We start from the raw sequence: 17,062 nt of genomic DNA, 5'->3' as shown, positions 1-17,062 counted from the left end.
CACCTCGTTCAGCGCCGGTCGGCAATTCGATCCCAGCTTCATTTTGCCAAAAATACTCGCGCCGCAGGCACGTCGCGCAGCGGCGTTTACGCCTTCTCGAAATTGCGCGCCACCTCGTAATCGGTGACGACACGTTCGAAATCCTCGATCTCCACTTCCGCCGCGCGCGCGTAATGGTCGATCACCTCGTCGCCCATCGCCTGACGCAGCATGTCCGAACCCTTCAAAGCATCACGCGCCGCGATCAGACTGCCGGGAATTGATCCGCCCTCGCCGGCATAGGCATCGCCCCGCATCGGCGGCGCCAGCTCCAGCCCTTCCTCGATTCCGGCGATCCCGGCTGCCAGCATGGCAGCCATGGCAAGGTAGGGATTAATATCCGACCCGCCGATCCGGCATTCGATCCGCACCGCCCTGGTGCCGTCGCCGCACAGGCGGAACGCGGCCGTGCGGTTGTCGATGGACCAAACCGTACGCGTGGGCGCAAAAGTACCCTTCATGAACCGCTTGTAGCTGTTGATATAAGGCGCCAGGAAATAGGTGTAGTCAGGGGCGTATTTCAACAGGCCGGCAACATAGGATTTCATCAGCCCCGACATGCCCAGATCGTCCCCGGCATCGTAAAACGAGGGTTTGCCGCCCTGCCAAAGCGACTGGTGCACATGGCTGGACGAACCCACCCGCTCATGGCTCCACTTCGCCATGAAACTGGCGGCATGGCCGTGCTGATGCGCAATCTCCTTGACCGCGTGTTTGGCGATCGAATGGTAATCGGCGGTATCCATCGCCGCCGCGTATTTGATGTTCAGCTCTTCCTGCCCGGCCTCGGCCTCGCCCTTGGTGTTCTCGACCGGAATCCCGGCATTCCACAAATGATTGCGGATCGGACGCATCACATGTTCTTCCTTGGTGGTCTGGAAGATGTGGTAATCCTCGTTATAGGCCGAAATCGGGGTCAGGTCGCGAAACCCACCGGCGCTGATCTCGTCAAAGCTCCGTGCGAACAGGAAAAACTCAAGCTCGGTCGCCATCATCGCGTCATAGCCCAGCGCCGCCAGCCGCCCGACCTGCTTTTTCAGCATCGCGCGCGGCGTATGGGGGATTTCGGCATGGGTGTGATGATCCAGGATGTCACACAGCACCAGCACCGTACCCTCCAGCCACGGCACCGGACGCAGCGTGTCCGGATCCGGCTTCATGACATAATCGCCATACCCCTTTTCCCAGCTTGTCGACGCATAGCCATCCGGCGTCGCCATCTCCAGATCGGTGGCAAACAGGTAATTGCAACAATGGGTTTCCTCCCATGCCCCGGCAATGAAATGCCCGGCATGAAACCGTTTGCCCATCAACCGGCCCTGCATGTCGACGGCGCAAACCAGCACCGTGTCCACCGTGCCATCCGACACCTGCTGCTTCAAAGCCTCAAAGCCGAGAACCTGGCCCATTTTCTGATCCCTTTTGCACTTGCGCCCCGGAGCATGAAACCCCGAGGCCCGTTTTGATTTGGGACCGTCCCGGCCAGCTGGCCGGGGCGATCAATGGCAGCATCAGCTATAGCGGTAGGGCCGCCCGGCTTTCTGCATATCCGAATTGTACTTCTTGAAGATCTCGACAACCTTGGCCTTGGTCGGCGACTCGGCGGCGATTTCGTCCCAGAACACCAGCGCCGCGTCCTCGACCTTCTGCCATTCGGCATCCGGGATCGAGGTCAGTTGCATCTTGGTGCCGTTGACACGCAGCGAGGCCTCGCCGCCCCAATACCACCACTGGCGATAATAATGCGACTGATCGGTGCATACCCGGAACAGGGTTTGCAGGTCCTCGGGCAACTCGTTCCAACGGTCCATATTGGCAAAGAACGATCCCGCCCAGGCGCCGGAAATGTTGTTGGTCAGGAAGTAGTTGGTCACGTCCGCCCAGCCAACGGTATAGTCTTCGGTAATGCCCGACCAGGCAATGCCGTCCAGCTCGCCGGTCTGCACCGCAACCTCGATGTCTTCCCATGGCAGCGTCACCGGCACCACGCCGAACTGCGCCAGGAACCGCCCGGCGGTCGGGAAGGTAAACACCCGCTTGCCCTTCAGATCGTCCAGGCTGCGGATCGGGTCCTTGGTGGCGAAATGGCAGGGATCCCACGCCCCGGCGCTGATATGCTTCACGCCAACCTTGGAATATTCCGCGTCCCAGATCTCGTTCAGCCCGTACTGGTTGAACAGAACCGGCACATCCAGCGAATAGCGGCTGGCAAAGGGGAAATAGCCGCCGAACACGGTGACTTCGGTGGGCGAGGCCATCGAATCGTCGTCCGACTGGACCGCATCGATTGTGCCGCGCTGCATGGCGCGGAACAGCTCTCCGGTGGGAACCAGCTGATCGGCAAAGAACAGCTCGATCTGCATCCGGTCGCCGGCGATCTTGTTGAACATGTCGATCGCGGGCTTCACCACATGTTCGGCCAGCGCCGGTCCGGCATAGGTCTGCATACGCCACTTGATCGTGGATTGCGCAATGGCCGGGGTGGCCAGCGGCGCGGCCATCGCGCCGGCACCGGCGGTGGCAAGGAACTTGCGTCTTGTGGTCATCGTCTTCTCTCCTTGTGTGTTACGCCCCCTTGCCGGGGGTCTGTCGGTTATTTTCCGTAAACGTAATCGGGCAGCCACAGAGCGATCTCGGGGAAGGCCATCACCAGCGTCAGCGCCAGCACCATGACCATCACGAAAGGCACGATCGAGGCATAGATATCGCGCAGGCCGATCTCGGGCGGGGCCATGGCGCGCATCAGAAACAGATTATATCCAAACGGCGGCGTCATATAGGCGATCTGGGTGGTGATCGTGTATAGCACACCATACCAGATCAGATCGAACCCCAGCGCCTTGACCAGCGGCACATAAAGCGGGGCGACAATGACCAGCATCGCGGTGTCGTCCAGGAACGTGCCCATCAACAGGAACGAAAGCTGCATCAGGATCAGGATCATCCACGGATCAAGGCCCAGCTGCTCGGTGAACAGATTGTCAATGGCGCGCACCGCGCCCAACCCGTCGAACACCGCGCCAAACCCAAGCGCGGCCAGGATGATCCACATGAACATACAGGATATGCCTAGCGTGTTGCGCACTGAGTTTTCAAAAACCTCGCGCGTCATGCGCCCCTTGACCACCGCCGCCAGGAACGCGGTCAGCGCCCCCACGGCCGAGCTTTCCACCAACGAGGTCCAGCCATTCACGAAGGGCACCATCATCACCGCAAAGATAAACAGCGGCAACAGCCCCGCGCGCAACAGCTTCATCTTCTCGGCGCGGGACATATCGCGGTCTGCCTCGGGCAGGGCCGGGCCAAGCTCGGGTTGCAGACGACAGCGGATCACCACGTAAAGAATGAACAGCGCCGCCATCATCAGGCCAGGAAACACGCCCGCCAGCCACAGCTGTCCCACCGGCTGGCGCGCGATCATCGCATACAGCACCAGCACAACAGAGGGCGGCACCAGGATGCCCAGGCTGGATCCGGCCTGGATCACCCCCGTCACCATCCGCTTGTCATAGTTGCGTTTCAACAGTTCCGGCAAGGCTATCGTCGCGCCAATCGCCATGCCGGCCACCGACAGCCCGTTCATTGCCGAAACCAGCACCATCAACAAAATCGTACCAATCGCCAGACCACCGCGCACCGGCCCCATCCAGACATGGAACATCTTGTACAGATCGTCGGCGATCTTGGATTCCGACAGAACATAGCCCATGAAGATGAACATCGGCAGGGTCAGGAGCGGATACCATTTCATCAGCTTCATCGCCGCCGAAAACCCGATATCCGACCCGCCCGGCCCCCACAAAAGCACCGCCGACAAGACCCCGACAAAGCCTATCGCGCCAAACACACGCTGCCCGGTCATGAGCATCAGCATCATGGTCGAGAACATCAGGATGGCGATCATTTCATAGGACATCAGATCTCCACCCCGCGCAGTTTGGCGACGTCTTTGAGGAATTCGGAAATGGCTTGCAGCAACATCATCAGGATGCCGATCATCATCGTCACCTTGACCGGCCACAGGTAGGGGCGCCACGCGGTCGGGCTGCGTTCATTGTACTGGAAGGAATAGCTTGTTGATTCGTAGCCACCCATCAGCAGGATCACGAGGTAGAAGATCAGGAAGAAGACCGTAAAGGCATCCACCCAGGCTTTCTGCCGGTCGCTCCAGCCGCCATAAAACAGGTCCATGCGCACATTCGAACCCAGTTGCAGCGAATAGGCGCCGCCAAGGATGTAATATCCGACCATGGCGAACTGCGCCATTTCCAGCGTCCACAGCGACGGGAGAAAAAAGGTCTTCGAAATCGAGGACCAAAGCAGAATGCCCATCATCACAAAGATGCCATACATCGCGAACCGCCCCACCCGGCGGTTGAACCCGTCCACAACTCGAACATAACCAAGCAGAAACCGTGGCATCAGGCCGCCCCCCGCGTCGTGATGCCCATATCGGCAAGCGCCCCGGACAGGCTGAGTGACAGGGCGCGGCAAAGTCTGGTCATCCGGTCCTCATCCGGCGTCAGGTCGTTCCTGACCTCGATCATCACATTGAGCAAACCGCGCGCAATCGCGTGCAGCCTGAGCGAATGGGTCACGCCGTGTTCCGGCCCATAGGGATCGTTTCGGCGCGTGTCATAGCCACCAACGCCGCGGGCCAGCATGGCATCGGCAAGGCGGCTGTCGCTGTCATGCAGAATGCCGATCTCCACGCTGCGCGGCCTGTTGAAATAAACCGGCGTAAAGGTGTGGATCGTCACGATGACCTGCGGCGCGCTTGCCGCGATCGTGTCGTCCACCGCCTGGCAGAACGGGTGATATATCCCCTCTACCCGTGCCTCGCGTGCCGCTTCACTCAGCGCCTGATTGCCGGGAATGGCATAGATCTCGCTTTGCTCGGGCACGGCATCGGGCGCTTCGGGCGGGCGGTTACAATCATATATCAGGCGCGACGCGCCGCCCGACACCAGCGGTGCATTGAATCCGCCTGCCAGCCTCCTGGCAATGGTCAATGCGTGCGGGTCCCAGGCCACATGGCTTTGGCGTACGTCACCGGACAATCCCAAATCGCCGAATTCCCCGGGAAAATGGTTCGAGGCATGCTCGCAAAGAAACAACACCGGGGATACGCCCTGCGCCCCCTCAACATGTACTGCCTGACTCATCCTGCGCATATCCGTCATGCGGCCTCCTGTTGACGAACAGGTTTCTTCACCCCCGCCTCACCTGTCAACATCTTTTCTGAAAACTTTTCTTCGTTTTCATTCCTTTTGTAATTATGCTTACAAACAGACCAAAGCGCAGAAGGATGTGCACCGTGGACAACACAGCCCAGGAACTGATCCGTCAGGTCTATGATCAACTCACCCGCGCCGAGCGTCAGCTTGTCGGGGTCATCCTGGAGAACTACCCCTCCTCGGGTATGGGATCGATCACGCGGCTGGCGGAGAATGCCGGAGTTTCCACACCCACAGTGGCGCGGCTGGTGCAAAAGCTGGGCTACAGCGGCTTTCCCGGATTTCAGGAGGCGCTGCGGGCCGAGGTGGCGGCGGCCATGTCCGACCCGATCGCCAAACATGACACCTGGTCCCGCGACGCGCCCGATGCCCATATCCTGAACCGGTTTGCCGATTCCGTCCTGTCGAATATCCGGCAAACGCTGGCCGGGCTGGACGTGGCCACGTTTGACCGCGTCACCGACATTCTGGCCGACACGAACCGCCGTATCTTTGTGACGGGCGGGCGCATCACCCATACGCTGTCCGAATATTTTCACCTGCACATGCAGGTCATCCGGCGCGACGTGCGCCATGTGCGCGGCACGTCCAACGCCTGGCCGCACGCGCTTCTGGATATGGCAAAGGGCGACGTGGTCGTCATTTATGACATACGCCGCTACGAAAACTCGGTTCTGCGCCTGGCCGAAATCGCCGCCAGCCGGGGCGCCGAGATCATCCTGATCACCGACCAGTGGCAATCGCCGGTGGCAACCCACGCCTCGATCACACTGAATTGCCGGATCGAGGCGCCATCTGCCTGGGATTCCACCATCGCCATGATGCTGCTGACCGAAACCATCATTGCAGCGGTGCAGGAAAAGAACTGGAGCGAAACCAAGACGCGCATGGGCGAACTGGAAGAAATGTTCGACAGCACCCGCATTTTCCGAAAATTCGTCTAGGGCACCTACCTACGGAAAACCGCGCCTAATGATTGTCGCGCGGCAACCCCATGGTCTGCGCCACACGCTGAAACCCTGTCGCCTCCTCGATCACCATGCCGCCGTCGAACTGCCCGACGATGCGCCGTTGCAGCATCTGCCAGGGCGTCTGGCTGGCCGGATAGCGGTACCCGCCCGCAGCTTCAAGCTCGGCACGGCGCGCGGCGATCTCATCGTCGCCCACCAGCATGTTCACCTTGCGGTTGGGCAGGTCGATCTGCACCAGATCATTGGTGCGCAACAGGGCAAGATTGCCCCCGGCGGCGGCCTCGGGGCTGGCGTTCAGGATCGACGGGCTGCCCGAAGTGCCGGACTGTCGCCCATCCCCCAGCGTCGGCAATTCGGTGATCCCCTGGCGGATCAGGTAGGCGGGGGGCTGCATGTTGACCACCTCGGCACCGCCGGGATGGCCCAGCGGCCCGGCCCCGCGGATCACCAGAAGACAGTTCTGATCGATCTTCAGCGCCGGGTCTTCGATCCGGGCGTGATAATCTTCGGGCCCGTCAAACACGATCGCGCGCAGGTCGACAACGCCGGGGTGTTCGGCATTGGAAAGATAGCGCTGGCGAAAGGTTTCCGAAATCACCGAGGTTTTCAGGATCGCGCTGTCAAACAGGTTTCCGCTGAGATTGCAGAATCCGGCCGCCGGCTTCAGCGGGGTCTCGAACGGGCGGATCACATCCGTGTCACGGATAGTCTCGGCTGCGCAGTTTTCCGCGATTGTCGCGCCCGAAACGGTCAGCGCCTCCGGCGTAGGCAGCCTGCCCGCCCGGATCAGCTCGGACACCACCGCCGGCACCCCGCCGGCGTGAAAGAAATCCTCACCCAGATAGTCCCCCGCCGGTTGCAGGTTTGTCAGAAGCGGAATGTCGTGGCCCAGATCCTGCCAATCATCATTGCTCAGCGCCACCCCCATGTGCCGTGCCACCGCGTTCAGATGGATCGGCGCGTTGGTGCTGCCGCCCAGCGCCGAGTTGACGACAATCGCGTTTTCAAACGCCCCCCGCGTCATGATATCCGAAGGCTTTATATCCTCCCGCACCAGATCGACGATCCTCTGCCCGGTCCGATAGGCCATCTGCCCGCGCGCGCGATAAGGCGCCGGGATCGCCGCCGCTCCGGGCAATTGCATCCCCAGCGCCTCGGCCAGCGAATTCATCGTGGTGGCCGTGCCCATCGTGTTGCAAAACCCGACAGACGGGATCGAGGCGGTCGCCACGTCCATGAACGCATCATAGCCGATCTCGCCTGTGGCCATCTTCTGGCGCGCCGCCCAGATCGTGGTGCCGGTGCCCGCCCTCTTGCCATTGTGCCAGCCGTTCAGCATCGGCCCCACCGAAAACGCAATCGCCGGAATGTTCACCGTGGCCGCACCCATCAAAAGCGCCGGCGTGGTCTTGTCGCAACCGATGGTCAAAACCACCCCGTCAAGCGGATAGCCGTGCAGGCATTCCACAAGGCCAAGATAGGTCAGGTTCCGATCCAGCGCCGCCGTCGGGCGTTTGCCGTTCTCCTGGATCGGATGGACCGGGAATTCAAAACACAAGCCCCCCGCCGCCTCGATCCCCGACCGCACCCGCTTGGCCAGTTCGATGTGATGACGGTTGCAAGGCGACAGGTCGCTGCCGGTCTGGGCAATGCCGATGATCGGCTTGCCCGATTGCAGCTCTTCCAGCGTCAGGCCGTAATTTAGGTAATGCCCGACATAGATCGCGGTCATGTCCGCGTTGTCGGGATTGTCGAACCATGCGCGCGATCTGAGTTTCATCTTCGAAAACCTGTCGATTATCTGCCCGGTTTCGGGCCGGAAAAATGTGCGGCGGCAACCGGACCAATGGCCCGGCCCGTCGCGGGCTACAGCCGCAACTCGGTTGCCGGGTCGAACAAACAGATCTTGCCCATGTTGATGGCCAGCTCGACGGTCTCGCCCTCGTTCGGGGCATCGTCCGGTTCCACGCTGGCAACCACGTTCTGCCCGGCGACGCGGCTCATCAGGATGGTTTCCGATCCGGTGGGTTCCACCATGTCCACCAGCACTTTCAGCGTCGCGATCGGATCGCCGCGATGGGCGTGGACCGGGTTGAAATGTTCCGGGCGCACACCAAACACCACCGGCTGGCCCTGCGTCAGCCCGGCCGATTTTTCCGATGTCACCGGCATCACCGCACCATCGCCCCCGTCCACTGTCAGCCCCAGACCATCCCCATGCGCGACCACCTTGGCATCAAGGAAATTCATCGTCGGCGATCCCATGAATCCCGCAACAAACTTGTTGCGCGGGCGTTCATAGATTTCCTTGGGCGTGTCGTATTGCTGAAGAACGCCCTTGTACATCACCGCGATACGGCTTGCCAGGGTCATCGCCTCCACCTGATCATGGGTCACGTAGACGGTGGTCTTGCCCACCCTCTGGTGCAGCTTCTTGATCTCCGAGCGCATCTCGATGCGCAGCTTGGCGTCCAGGTTCGACAACGGTTCGTCGAACAGGAACAGCTTGGGATCACGCACCAGCGCGCGGCCCATGGCAACCCGCTGACGCTGCCCGCCCGAAAGCTGGCTGGGCTTGCGATTCAGCAGCGGCCCGATCTGGAGCAGGTCCGCAACCTTTTCGACGGTCTCTTTCTGCTCAGCCCTGGGCACGTTCCGGCATTCCATGCCAAAGGTCATGTTCTCGCGCACGGTCATGGTGGGATAAAGCGCGTAAGACTGGAACACCATGGCGATGTCGCGGTCCTTGGGCGCGTCATTATTGACCACCCGATCCTCGATCCGCACCTCGCCCGAGGTCACGCTTTCCAGCCCGGCGATGATACTCAGCAGGGTGGATTTCCCACAGCCCGACGGGCCAACCAGCGCGACGAACTCGCCGCTTTCGGCCTCCAGGTTGATGTCAGTCAGGACCTCGACATTGCCATAGCTCTTGCGCAGATCCCTGATGGTAAGTGACGACATGATTTTCGCTTCCTATTTGACGGCGCCCTGAGTGAGACCGCGCACGAAATATTTGCCCCCGACGACATAGATCAAAAGCGGCGGGATCGCGGCCATGATCACGGCGGCGGCCTCGACATTGTAGTGCCGCTCGCCGGTGCCGCTGCCCGAAAAGGCAACGATGGCCGAGGTGATGGGTTGGTTGGCGCCAGAGGTGAAAACGGTCCCGAACAGGAACTCGTTCCAGATGCCGGTGAACTGCCAGATCACCGTCACGATCACGATGGGCGGCGACAGCGGCAGGATGATCCGGCGGAAAATCCGCCAGAACCCGGCCCCGTCGATCCGCGCGGCCTTGATCAGGTCGTCGGGGATCGACACGAAATAGTTGCGGCAGAACAACGTGGTAAAGGAAATTCCCTGGACCGTATGCACAAAGACCAGCCCGCCGATCGTGTTGGACAGACCCAGCTTGCCCAGCACGAAGGCCCAGGGCAGCAGGGTCATCTGTTGCGGCATGAACACGCCCAGCGTGATCAGACCGAACACCAGCCCGTCATATCGGAACCGCCACTTGGACAGGACGTAACCGTTCAGCAATCCGAACAGCGTCGACAGCACCGTGGCCGGGATCGTCATCATCAGCGAGTTCTTGTAGAACCGCGAAACGCCCTCACAGGTGCCGCCAATGCAAAAGCTACCCCACGCCTCGCCCCAGTACCTGAGCGTCATCGTTTCGGCCTCGGGGAGTGCGATGAAGCCGGTCCGCACGATGTCCTCCAGCGGGCGCAGGGTATTCAGTGAAATGATCAATAGCGGCGTCAGGTACACCAGGGCAAACAGGCCCAGCGCGCCATAGACGATGGCCTTGGAAACCAGCCTGCGGCGCATGCCGCCGGTGGCCAGCGGATCGAATTCCTGATGTGTCGTGGCATCAGCCATGGCGGGTGCCCTCCTTGCGTTTCTGCCAGCCGGTCCAGACGGCATAGGGGATCAGCACAAGCGCCAGCGCGACAAGGATCATCACCGCCGCGGCGGCCCCCTGCGCGATCTGGCCACGCTGAAACATCAGGTCGTAAACAACGATTGCGGGCACCGTTGTCGACACCCCCGGCCCGCCCTGCGTCAGGGCGACAACAAGGTCATAGGTCTTGATGGCGAATTGCAGCAGCACCACAGCCACCGCGACAAAGATCGGCCAGATCGTCGGCAGCACCACCCTGCGATAGATACGCGGCATCGACGCTCCGTCGATCTGCGCCGCCTTCACCAGATCTCCGTCCACCGAACGCAGCCCTGCAAGGATCAGCGCCATGGCAAAACCCGAGGCGTGCCAGATACCGGTGATCACCACGACATACAGCGCCAGGTCCCGATCGGTGATCCAGTCGAACCGGGCGGCGACCCAGCCCATATCTTTCAGGGCCAGTTCCACACCCGTATTGGGATGAAATATCCAGCGCCAGACAGTGCCGGTCACGATGAAAGAGATTGCCAGCGGATACAGGTAGATTGTCCGCCAGATGCCTTCGAACCGAACCCGCTGGTCGATCAGAACCGCCAGAAGCGTGCCAACAATCAGCGTGCCGACAACATAAAGCGAGCCAAAGATGAACAGGTTCTGATATGCCACGGTCCAGCGTTTGCTGCCCCATAGCTTGGCGTAATGTTCAAAGCCCTGATAGGCCATGTCCGGCAAAAGCGTCGATTGGGATACCGAGATCCAAAGCGTCCACAATGAAAATCCGATGACCCAGACAAGGGCGGCGATCAGCGTGGGGGCCAGCACCAACTGCGGCACCATATCCGCCCAGCGGCGGGTGGCTTTCGGCGGGTGGCGAACGTCCGGTGGGGACTGCATCGCGGGGTCTCCTCGTGGTGACGGGCGGCAAATTCATCACCCCGGCCCGCCAATCGGGGGCGGACCGGAGCAACGTGGGAGAGCTTACATCTGCAACTCGACCGCGTCGGCCAGCTGATTGGCGGCCTCCTGGGGCGAGATGCTGTCATCGGCCACGAATTCCGTGATCACTTCCATCATCGCGCCACGATACTTTTGCAGCACCGTCATGTTGTGCGCCATCGACCGGACCAGCGTACCGGTGTCCACCGACACTTTCAGGTCCGCCAGGCTTTTCTGCTGACAGTTTGTGAAACCGCCGGTCGACAGGTCCACATCGGTCCGCGCCGGGATCGATCCCTTGGCCACGTTGAACGTCACCTGGAACTCGGGCGACATGATCGTCTTGGCCAAAAGTTTCTGCCCTTCGATATAGTCGGGATCCTTCTGCTTAAAGAACACCACCGAATCCGCGTTCAGGATAAAGCCCGTCCCGCCCCAGTCCACCGGTGCCTGGGTACAGACATAATCCATGTCTTCCTTGAACCCGGCCAGGTTGGCCGAGGCCACCGTCCAGTCACCCATCAGGAAAAATGCCGCTTCTCCGGTCATGGTCATGGTCATCGACTGCTCCCACGAGCGCCCGTTGATGCCGTCATCCATATAGCCGACCATCTTGCGCAGTTGGGCAAACGCCTTGACCATGCCATCGCTGCGCAATGCGTCCAGATCGGCCTCCTGAAAGGCCTTGCGATACAATTCGGCGTCCATGCCGTAAACGACGCTGTCAAAGGTCGTGGTGTCGGACCAGTCCGCGGCGCCATGGGCGATGCAGGTCTTGCCCGCGGCCTGAACCTTGTCGCAGGCGGCGTTGAACTCGTCCCAGGTTTTGGGCACGTCGATGCCCAGATCGTCCAGGATCGCCTTGGACGAATACATCCAGTTCACGCGGTGGATGTTCATCGGCGCCGCCACCCAACTGCCTGTCGGCTTCATCACCGTCAGCAATTCAGGGGCCACGACATCGTCCCAGCCCTGTGCAGCGGCGGTTTCGTCAAGATTGGCCGTGGCGCCGGTGGCATTCCACTCCGCAATCTCGGGGCCCTTGAGCTGAACCGCCGCAGGCGCGTTCCCCGACACCACATCCGAGCGCAGCTTGGCCAGGGTGTTCGAGGTATGCCCCGCAATCGCGGTTTGCTCCCACTTGCCTCCGGCGGCTTCGTACATTTCGCCCAGCTTGGCAATGGCGGCCGCTTCAGACCCCTGCGCCCATTGGTGCATCATGTTGGTCTTCGGCTCGGCCGATGCGGCAACCGCGCCGATCCCAAGTACGGCAGCGGCCACGCAGGTCGTCCGCAACGTTGTCTTGAAGGGTATGTTCATCTGGTTTTCCTCCCGTTTCGATTTCGCCAAACCGTCGCGCCCCATGGGCGCTATCCCCCCGGCGGCGGCTGTTCAGCTCTTGTTGCACCACCGGATTTCGGTGATTCCCGGCGCCACGCCAGAATCGTTAAGTGGGATTTGTTTTCATTTCAAGTAGTATTTTACATTTGACAAGTAGTACCTGAAATGAGACCGTCTCATGAGACACATCTCAGGGAGGCCAGCGTGTCAGCGCAAACAACTGAATTTGCTTCATTTCCCAGCCTAGTGGATCGCGCGGTTCTCATCACCGGCGGTGGCAGCGGTATCGGCGCAGCGATCGTACAGCGGTTGACCGGGCTGGGCGCACGGGTCGGATTTGTCGATATCGACGCCGCGGCCGGCGCGGCGCTGGTCGCGGCGATTGCACAAACCGCCCCGCGCCACCTGCCCGTGTTCCGCGCGCTGGACATCACCGATCTTGGCGCTCTGAAAGCCGGTGTGGCCGGGGTCATGGAACAGACCGGCCCGATACGCGGCCTGGTGAACAACGCCGCGAACGACACCCGCCATGCAATCGGCGAGGTGACGCCGCAAAGCTGGCGCGCCGCGCTGCAAGTCAACCTGGATCACCAGTTTTTCGCCGCTCAGGCCGTTGCCGACGCAATGAAATCCGCCGGCGGTGGCGCCATCGTCAACATGGGCTCGATGAGCTGGCGCGTCGGGCTGGACAACCTGTCGGCCTATGTCACCGCAAAATCCGGCATCGAGGGGCTGACAAACGGGCTGGCCCGCGAACTGGGGCCAGACCGTATCCGCGTCAACTGTGTCACGCCGGGATTCGTGCGCACCGAACGCCAGGTCAAGCTGTGGCTCACCCCCGAGCTGGAGCGCGAGATCCATGCCGGGCAATGCCTGCCCGACCTGATCGAACCCGAAGACGTGGCCAATCTCGTCGCCTTCCTGCTGGCCGACGATTCGCGCATGTGCACCTCGGGCGTCTTTCCCGTCAATGGCGGCTGGATCTGAAGGAACATGGACCCGATGACAAACGCAACCACCCTCACCGACCGGCTCGAAAACTGCTATTCCGGCGCCATCTACGATGTCATGCGCGCCATGGGCCGCCAGAATTGCGTGTTGCCGCACGACATTGTCGGGCTGGACGCGGAAACCCGCTGTTGCGGCCCTGTCTTCACCCTGCGTGGCGTTGCCTTTGATACCGAGCGCGCCAACCCCGAAACCGACTATCTGCTGCCCTGGGTGCAATTCCTGTCCGACGCGCCCGCCGGCCATGTCGTGATCTGCCAACCCAACTCGCCAAGCCTGGCCCTGATGGGAGAGCTTTCGGCCGAAACGCTCAAGTACCGGGGCATTCGCGGCTATGTCGTGGATGGTGGCAGCCGTGACAATGCCTTTATCCGCAAGATCGGCTTCCCGGTCTTCTGCAAGTTTCGCACCCCCCGCGATATCGTCGGCAAATGGGTGCCCGACGCCACCGGCGAACCGATCACCATCGGCGACGTTCTGATCCGCAACGGCGATTATGTGCTTGCCGATTTCGACGGGGTCGTCATCATCCCCGCCGAGATTGCCCAGGCGGTCGTGACCGAGGTGGAAAACGTGATGACCGCCGAAGACAAGGTGCGCGCCGCGATTCTGTCGGGCACCGATCCGGTGGACGCCTATCTGGAGCACGGAAAGTTCTGATCAATGACCAATGCGCCAAAACCGGGACATAACATCACCCAGCATATCGTGGATGTGCTGGGACGGCGCATCGTGGCCGGCGAAATGGCGCCGGGAAAGACCTTTCTGTTCGAACAGGATCTGATCGACGAATTCGGCGCCAGCCGCAACGCAGTGCGCGAGGCGGTCAAGACACTGGCGGGCAAGAACCTGGTTGTCTCGGCGCGCAAGAAAGGCACCAGCGTGCGTCCTCCCGAGGACTGGAACCTGCTGGATCCGCAGATGATCGATTGGATGATCGCGGACAAGTCCACCAACAAGGGGCTGATCAAGGCGCTGTCCGAACTGCGCCAGATCATCGAACCCGAGGCCGCCGCCCTGGCGGCACAACGCGCCACCTCCACCCAGATACTGCGCCTCTTTGAATGCTACGAGCAGATGGCGGGCAATACCCGAAACATGGAGAAATCCGTGCACTGGGACGCCGAATTCCACTCCGTCCTGCTGGAGGCATCGGGCAATCCGCTTTTGCGGTCGCTGGCCAAGGCGGTCGAAAAATTGCTGCGCAGCAATTTCGCCCTCTTCACCGGGGCCAACCAGGGCTACATCCGCAACATCCCCGATCACCTCTGGATCGCCGAAGCCATCCGCGACCGGGATCCCGAACTGGCGCGGCAGCGGGCCAGGGACCTGCTGACCAAGAACGAGCGTGACATCGAGGAACTGCAACGAACACTCGACGAAGTCGCCCTGCCCGAGACGTGATCCGTATCCGGTAAATCCGATCGCTAGCCGTCCAGCCGACGCACCGAGCCCACGGCTACCTCGCGCCCAGTTGCGCGCGCGCGCAGCGCGGCAAAGGTCAACGCCAGCGACCCAAGGTTGTCTCGTGCCGAGTTCAGCGGCATCCTGTCCGCCTCGATTGCGCACAGCAATTCGCCCATGGCTCCGGCAAACCCGTCATTGAACCAGCTTCCCCGCAACTCGGGGCGCGCAATGCCACTCGCCGTCGTCAGGGTCACGCGCTGGTTGCCCAGGTCCGGGCCATCCGAAACAAGGCTGCCGTCACGCCCGGCCACATAGGTGGTGTCGCGCGCACCATGCGCCGCGCCACCGTCGAAAATCAGGCTTGCCTGCCCGCCTTCCATGCGGATCAGCGCCTGCGCCATCAGCGGCACCCTGTTGGCCTGGCCACGCGCATGTGCCGCCATGGCAAACACGCTTTCCACGCGATCACCGGCGATCGACGCGACAAAATCAAACCAGTGGATGCCGAAATCATACAGGATCAGGTCCACGATATCGTCAAACGGCGTACCGGCCGTCCAGCCGTGGTTCCAGTGCAACGCGGCATGAATCGAAACCACGTCGCCAATCAGCCCGGCCCGGCAAGCTTCGCGCATCCATCCCAAATGCGGCGACCACCGCCCGTTCTGATTCACCGCCAGCTTCACACCCCGATCCTCCGCCAGCCTGACCAGTGCCTCGCCGGTGTCCAGATCGCTGACAAAGGGCTTCTGGCTCAGCACGTGCTTGCCCGCCATCAACGCCGCCTCGATCACCGGCGCGCGAATCTCGGTCGGCAGAGTGATGTCGACAACATCAATGCCGCTGTCGTCCAGCAGGCTCTGCATGTCATCCGCAACCCGCGCGCCGGGACAATACGCCGCCGCCTTTTCCTCGGCCTTGTTCCGGCTGCGATTCCACAGCGCCGCGACATCCCACCCGGCAGCGCGATAAGCGTCCAGATGACTGTTGGCGATCCCGCCAGTACCGATCATGCCGATCCTGGGGCGGTAGCTTTTGGGCGCAGGCGGTTCATATGCCAACTTGGGAACGGCCATCTCCTGGAGATCATCCGCCTTTAGCGCGTAGGTATCGGTATCGGCGGAATCGTCGCTCATGGCAAAAGCTTCAACGTGCGTTTTTCCGCGGCGGACCGCACGGCGGTATCGACAATCCTCTGCGCGATCAGGCACAGCGCCGGATCCAGCGGCCCCTTGACACGGTCGCCACGTCGCAGACAGCCCAGGACATACTCGATGGCATTGCGCGCACCTTCGGGCAGCGGGTCAGCGGGGATCTCATGTCGCTCGGGGCGGACGCGGGTCTGCACGGTCACATGGGTCGCGTAATCCGGGGACGAGATCGTGCCGTCCGTACCGACGAAGACAAACCCGCAGGTCGGCTGCGGTTGTATTGTCCACGGATCGGTGAAGGTGCCCCAACGCGTTTCCATCTTGGACAGGCCGCGAGCATAGCGACACACGGCAATGGCGTGCTGATCCACTTCTATGCCCGGCGTTTCATCCACGCAACATGTGACTTCCAGCGGGGCCTGTCCATTCATGTACCACGTGCCCAACGTCGCGCCATACCCCATATAGTCCAGCAGGGCGCCACCGCCCGATGCTTTCTTGTACCACCAGCTTGACTGCTTCTGGCGCTCTACATCTTCCGCACTGACCTCGATCTTGTCGGCAAGATGGTACAAGGGCCCACGATTGCCGTCATAGAAATGCACCTCGCGCAGTTCGCCGATCAGGCCATCGTCGATCAGACGCTTGGCGGTGACGTGGCTTTCCACCCAGCGCAGAGGCCAGTTGATCACCAGCTGCCTGCCCGTCCCCTCCATTGCCGCGATCATGCGCCGCGCGTCCTCCGCAGAAGCCGCGAACGGTTTTTCCACAAACACGTGCACGCCATGCGGCGCCAATTTCTCTGTATATGCGGCATGGTCGGCCGTGGCCGCGCACAGCAATGCCATGTCGTATGGACCCGCCGCCATGCAGGCGTCGAAATCCGTGAAAACGCGGTCCTCGGGAACTGAAAAAGCGTCAATTGCCGCCTGCATCCGGGCGCGGTCCGGGTCATACAAGCCAGCGATCTCGGCCTCAGGATGCGCGTGCACCATGCGCAGCAAATCGCCCATGTGCATGTGGTCAAAACTTATTCCGGCAACGCGAAATTTCGCCATGGCG

The 17,062-nt window shown here is 61.4% G+C and carries 16 protein-coding genes; 4 read left to right on the top strand and 12 right to left on the bottom strand.

The features are described 5' to 3' along the window. Positions 1-86 precede the first annotated feature (86 nt). The 5 genes from I3253_RS09325 to I3253_RS09305 all read right to left on the bottom strand — a co-directional run bounded on the left by I3253_RS09325 (position 87) and on the right by I3253_RS09305 (position 5,222). Positions 87-1,448, bottom strand: a complete 1,362-nt coding sequence (locus I3253_RS09325; protein WP_197917388.1) for a glutamine synthetase family protein — start codon at positions 1,446-1,448, stop codon at positions 87-89. 102 nt (positions 1,449-1,550) lie between these two features. Further along, positions 1,551-2,585: a TRAP transporter substrate-binding protein gene (locus tag I3253_RS09320; RefSeq protein ID WP_197917387.1), complete on the bottom strand. Its 1,035-nt coding sequence runs from the start codon at positions 2,583-2,585 to the stop codon at positions 1,551-1,553. Between the two features lie 47 nt (positions 2,586-2,632). Continuing rightward, positions 2,633-3,955: a TRAP transporter large permease gene (locus I3253_RS09315; protein ID WP_197917386.1), complete on the bottom strand. Its 1,323-nt coding sequence runs from the start codon at positions 3,953-3,955 to the stop codon at positions 2,633-2,635. Next, positions 3,955-4,461, bottom strand: a complete 507-nt coding sequence (locus I3253_RS09310; protein WP_197917385.1) for a TRAP transporter small permease subunit — start codon at positions 4,459-4,461, stop codon at positions 3,955-3,957. Before I3253_RS09310 ends, I3253_RS09315 begins: the two co-directional genes overlap by 1 nt. Further along, positions 4,461-5,222, bottom strand: coding sequence for an N-formylglutamate amidohydrolase (locus tag I3253_RS09305; RefSeq protein WP_197917384.1), 762 nt, complete (start codon positions 5,220-5,222; stop codon positions 4,461-4,463). Before I3253_RS09305 ends, I3253_RS09310 begins: the two co-directional genes overlap by 1 nt. Positions 5,223-5,347: 125 nt before the next feature. Between I3253_RS09305 and I3253_RS09300 the strand changes: the two genes are divergently transcribed. Beyond that, positions 5,348-6,220, top strand: coding sequence for a MurR/RpiR family transcriptional regulator (locus I3253_RS09300; protein WP_197917383.1), 873 nt, complete (start codon positions 5,348-5,350; stop codon positions 6,218-6,220). Between the two features lie 25 nt (positions 6,221-6,245). Here the strand turns inward: I3253_RS09300 and I3253_RS09295 are convergent, their stop codons facing one another. The 5 genes from I3253_RS09295 to I3253_RS09275 form a co-directional block, all read right to left on the bottom strand. Continuing rightward, the gene (locus I3253_RS09295) at positions 6,246-8,027 is read right to left on the bottom strand and encodes an IlvD/Edd family dehydratase (RefSeq protein ID WP_197917382.1); all 1,782 of its coding nucleotides are present in this window, start codon (positions 8,025-8,027) and stop codon (positions 6,246-6,248) included. A gap of 86 nt (positions 8,028-8,113) precedes the next feature. Further along, positions 8,114-9,211 carry an ABC transporter ATP-binding protein gene (locus I3253_RS09290; RefSeq protein ID WP_197917381.1) on the bottom strand — a complete coding sequence of 366 codons (1,098 nt, stop codon included), beginning with the start codon at positions 9,209-9,211 and terminating at the stop codon, positions 8,114-8,116. Between the two features lie 12 nt (positions 9,212-9,223). After that, positions 9,224-10,132 (bottom strand): carbohydrate ABC transporter permease, encoded by a 909-nt coding sequence (locus tag I3253_RS09285; protein ID WP_197917380.1) that lies wholly within the window; start codon positions 10,130-10,132, stop codon positions 9,224-9,226. Continuing rightward, the gene (locus tag I3253_RS09280; protein ID WP_232237040.1) at positions 10,125-11,051 is read right to left on the bottom strand and encodes a carbohydrate ABC transporter permease; all 927 of its coding nucleotides are present in this window, start codon (positions 11,049-11,051) and stop codon (positions 10,125-10,127) included. The genes I3253_RS09285 and I3253_RS09280 overlap by 8 nt, the downstream gene beginning before the upstream one ends. An 84-nt stretch (positions 11,052-11,135) precedes the next feature. Beyond that, positions 11,136-12,413, bottom strand: coding sequence for an ABC transporter substrate-binding protein (locus tag I3253_RS09275; RefSeq protein ID WP_197917379.1), 1,278 nt, complete (start codon positions 12,411-12,413; stop codon positions 11,136-11,138). A 225-nt stretch (positions 12,414-12,638) separates the two neighbouring features. On the opposite strand from I3253_RS09275, the gene I3253_RS09270 reads away from it, so the two are divergent. From I3253_RS09270 to I3253_RS09260, 3 genes are read left to right on the top strand one after another with little or no spacing between them, the layout of a single operon-like run. Continuing rightward, positions 12,639-13,421 (top strand): SDR family NAD(P)-dependent oxidoreductase, encoded by a 783-nt coding sequence (locus I3253_RS09270; RefSeq protein WP_332262126.1) that lies wholly within the window; start codon positions 12,639-12,641, stop codon positions 13,419-13,421. 15 nt (positions 13,422-13,436) lie between these two features. Next, positions 13,437-14,102: an RraA family protein gene (locus I3253_RS09265; protein WP_197917377.1), complete on the top strand. Its 666-nt coding sequence runs from the start codon at positions 13,437-13,439 to the stop codon at positions 14,100-14,102. 3 nt (positions 14,103-14,105) lie between these two features. After that, positions 14,106-14,846: a FadR/GntR family transcriptional regulator gene (locus I3253_RS09260; protein ID WP_197917376.1), complete on the top strand. Its 741-nt coding sequence runs from the start codon at positions 14,106-14,108 to the stop codon at positions 14,844-14,846. A 23-nt stretch (positions 14,847-14,869) separates the two neighbouring features. On the opposite strand, the gene I3253_RS09255 is transcribed toward I3253_RS09260, so the two are convergent. Together I3253_RS09255 and I3253_RS09250 are read right to left on the bottom strand one after the other, a co-directional pair. Then, positions 14,870-15,985: a Gfo/Idh/MocA family protein gene (locus I3253_RS09255; RefSeq protein ID WP_197917375.1), complete on the bottom strand. Its 1,116-nt coding sequence runs from the start codon at positions 15,983-15,985 to the stop codon at positions 14,870-14,872. Further along, the gene (locus tag I3253_RS09250) at positions 15,982-17,058 is read right to left on the bottom strand and encodes a Gfo/Idh/MocA family protein (RefSeq protein WP_197917374.1); all 1,077 of its coding nucleotides are present in this window, start codon (positions 17,056-17,058) and stop codon (positions 15,982-15,984) included. Before I3253_RS09250 ends, I3253_RS09255 begins: the two co-directional genes overlap by 4 nt. Between the last annotated feature and the right edge of the window lie 4 nt (positions 17,059-17,062).

Origin of the sequence: Thiosulfatihalobacter marinus (genome assembly GCF_016019955.1) — a bacterium.
GTDB lineage: Bacteria > Pseudomonadota > Alphaproteobacteria > Rhodobacterales > Rhodobacteraceae > Shimia > Shimia marinus_A.
This window is presented reverse-complemented; position numbering and strand designations above follow the sequence as displayed.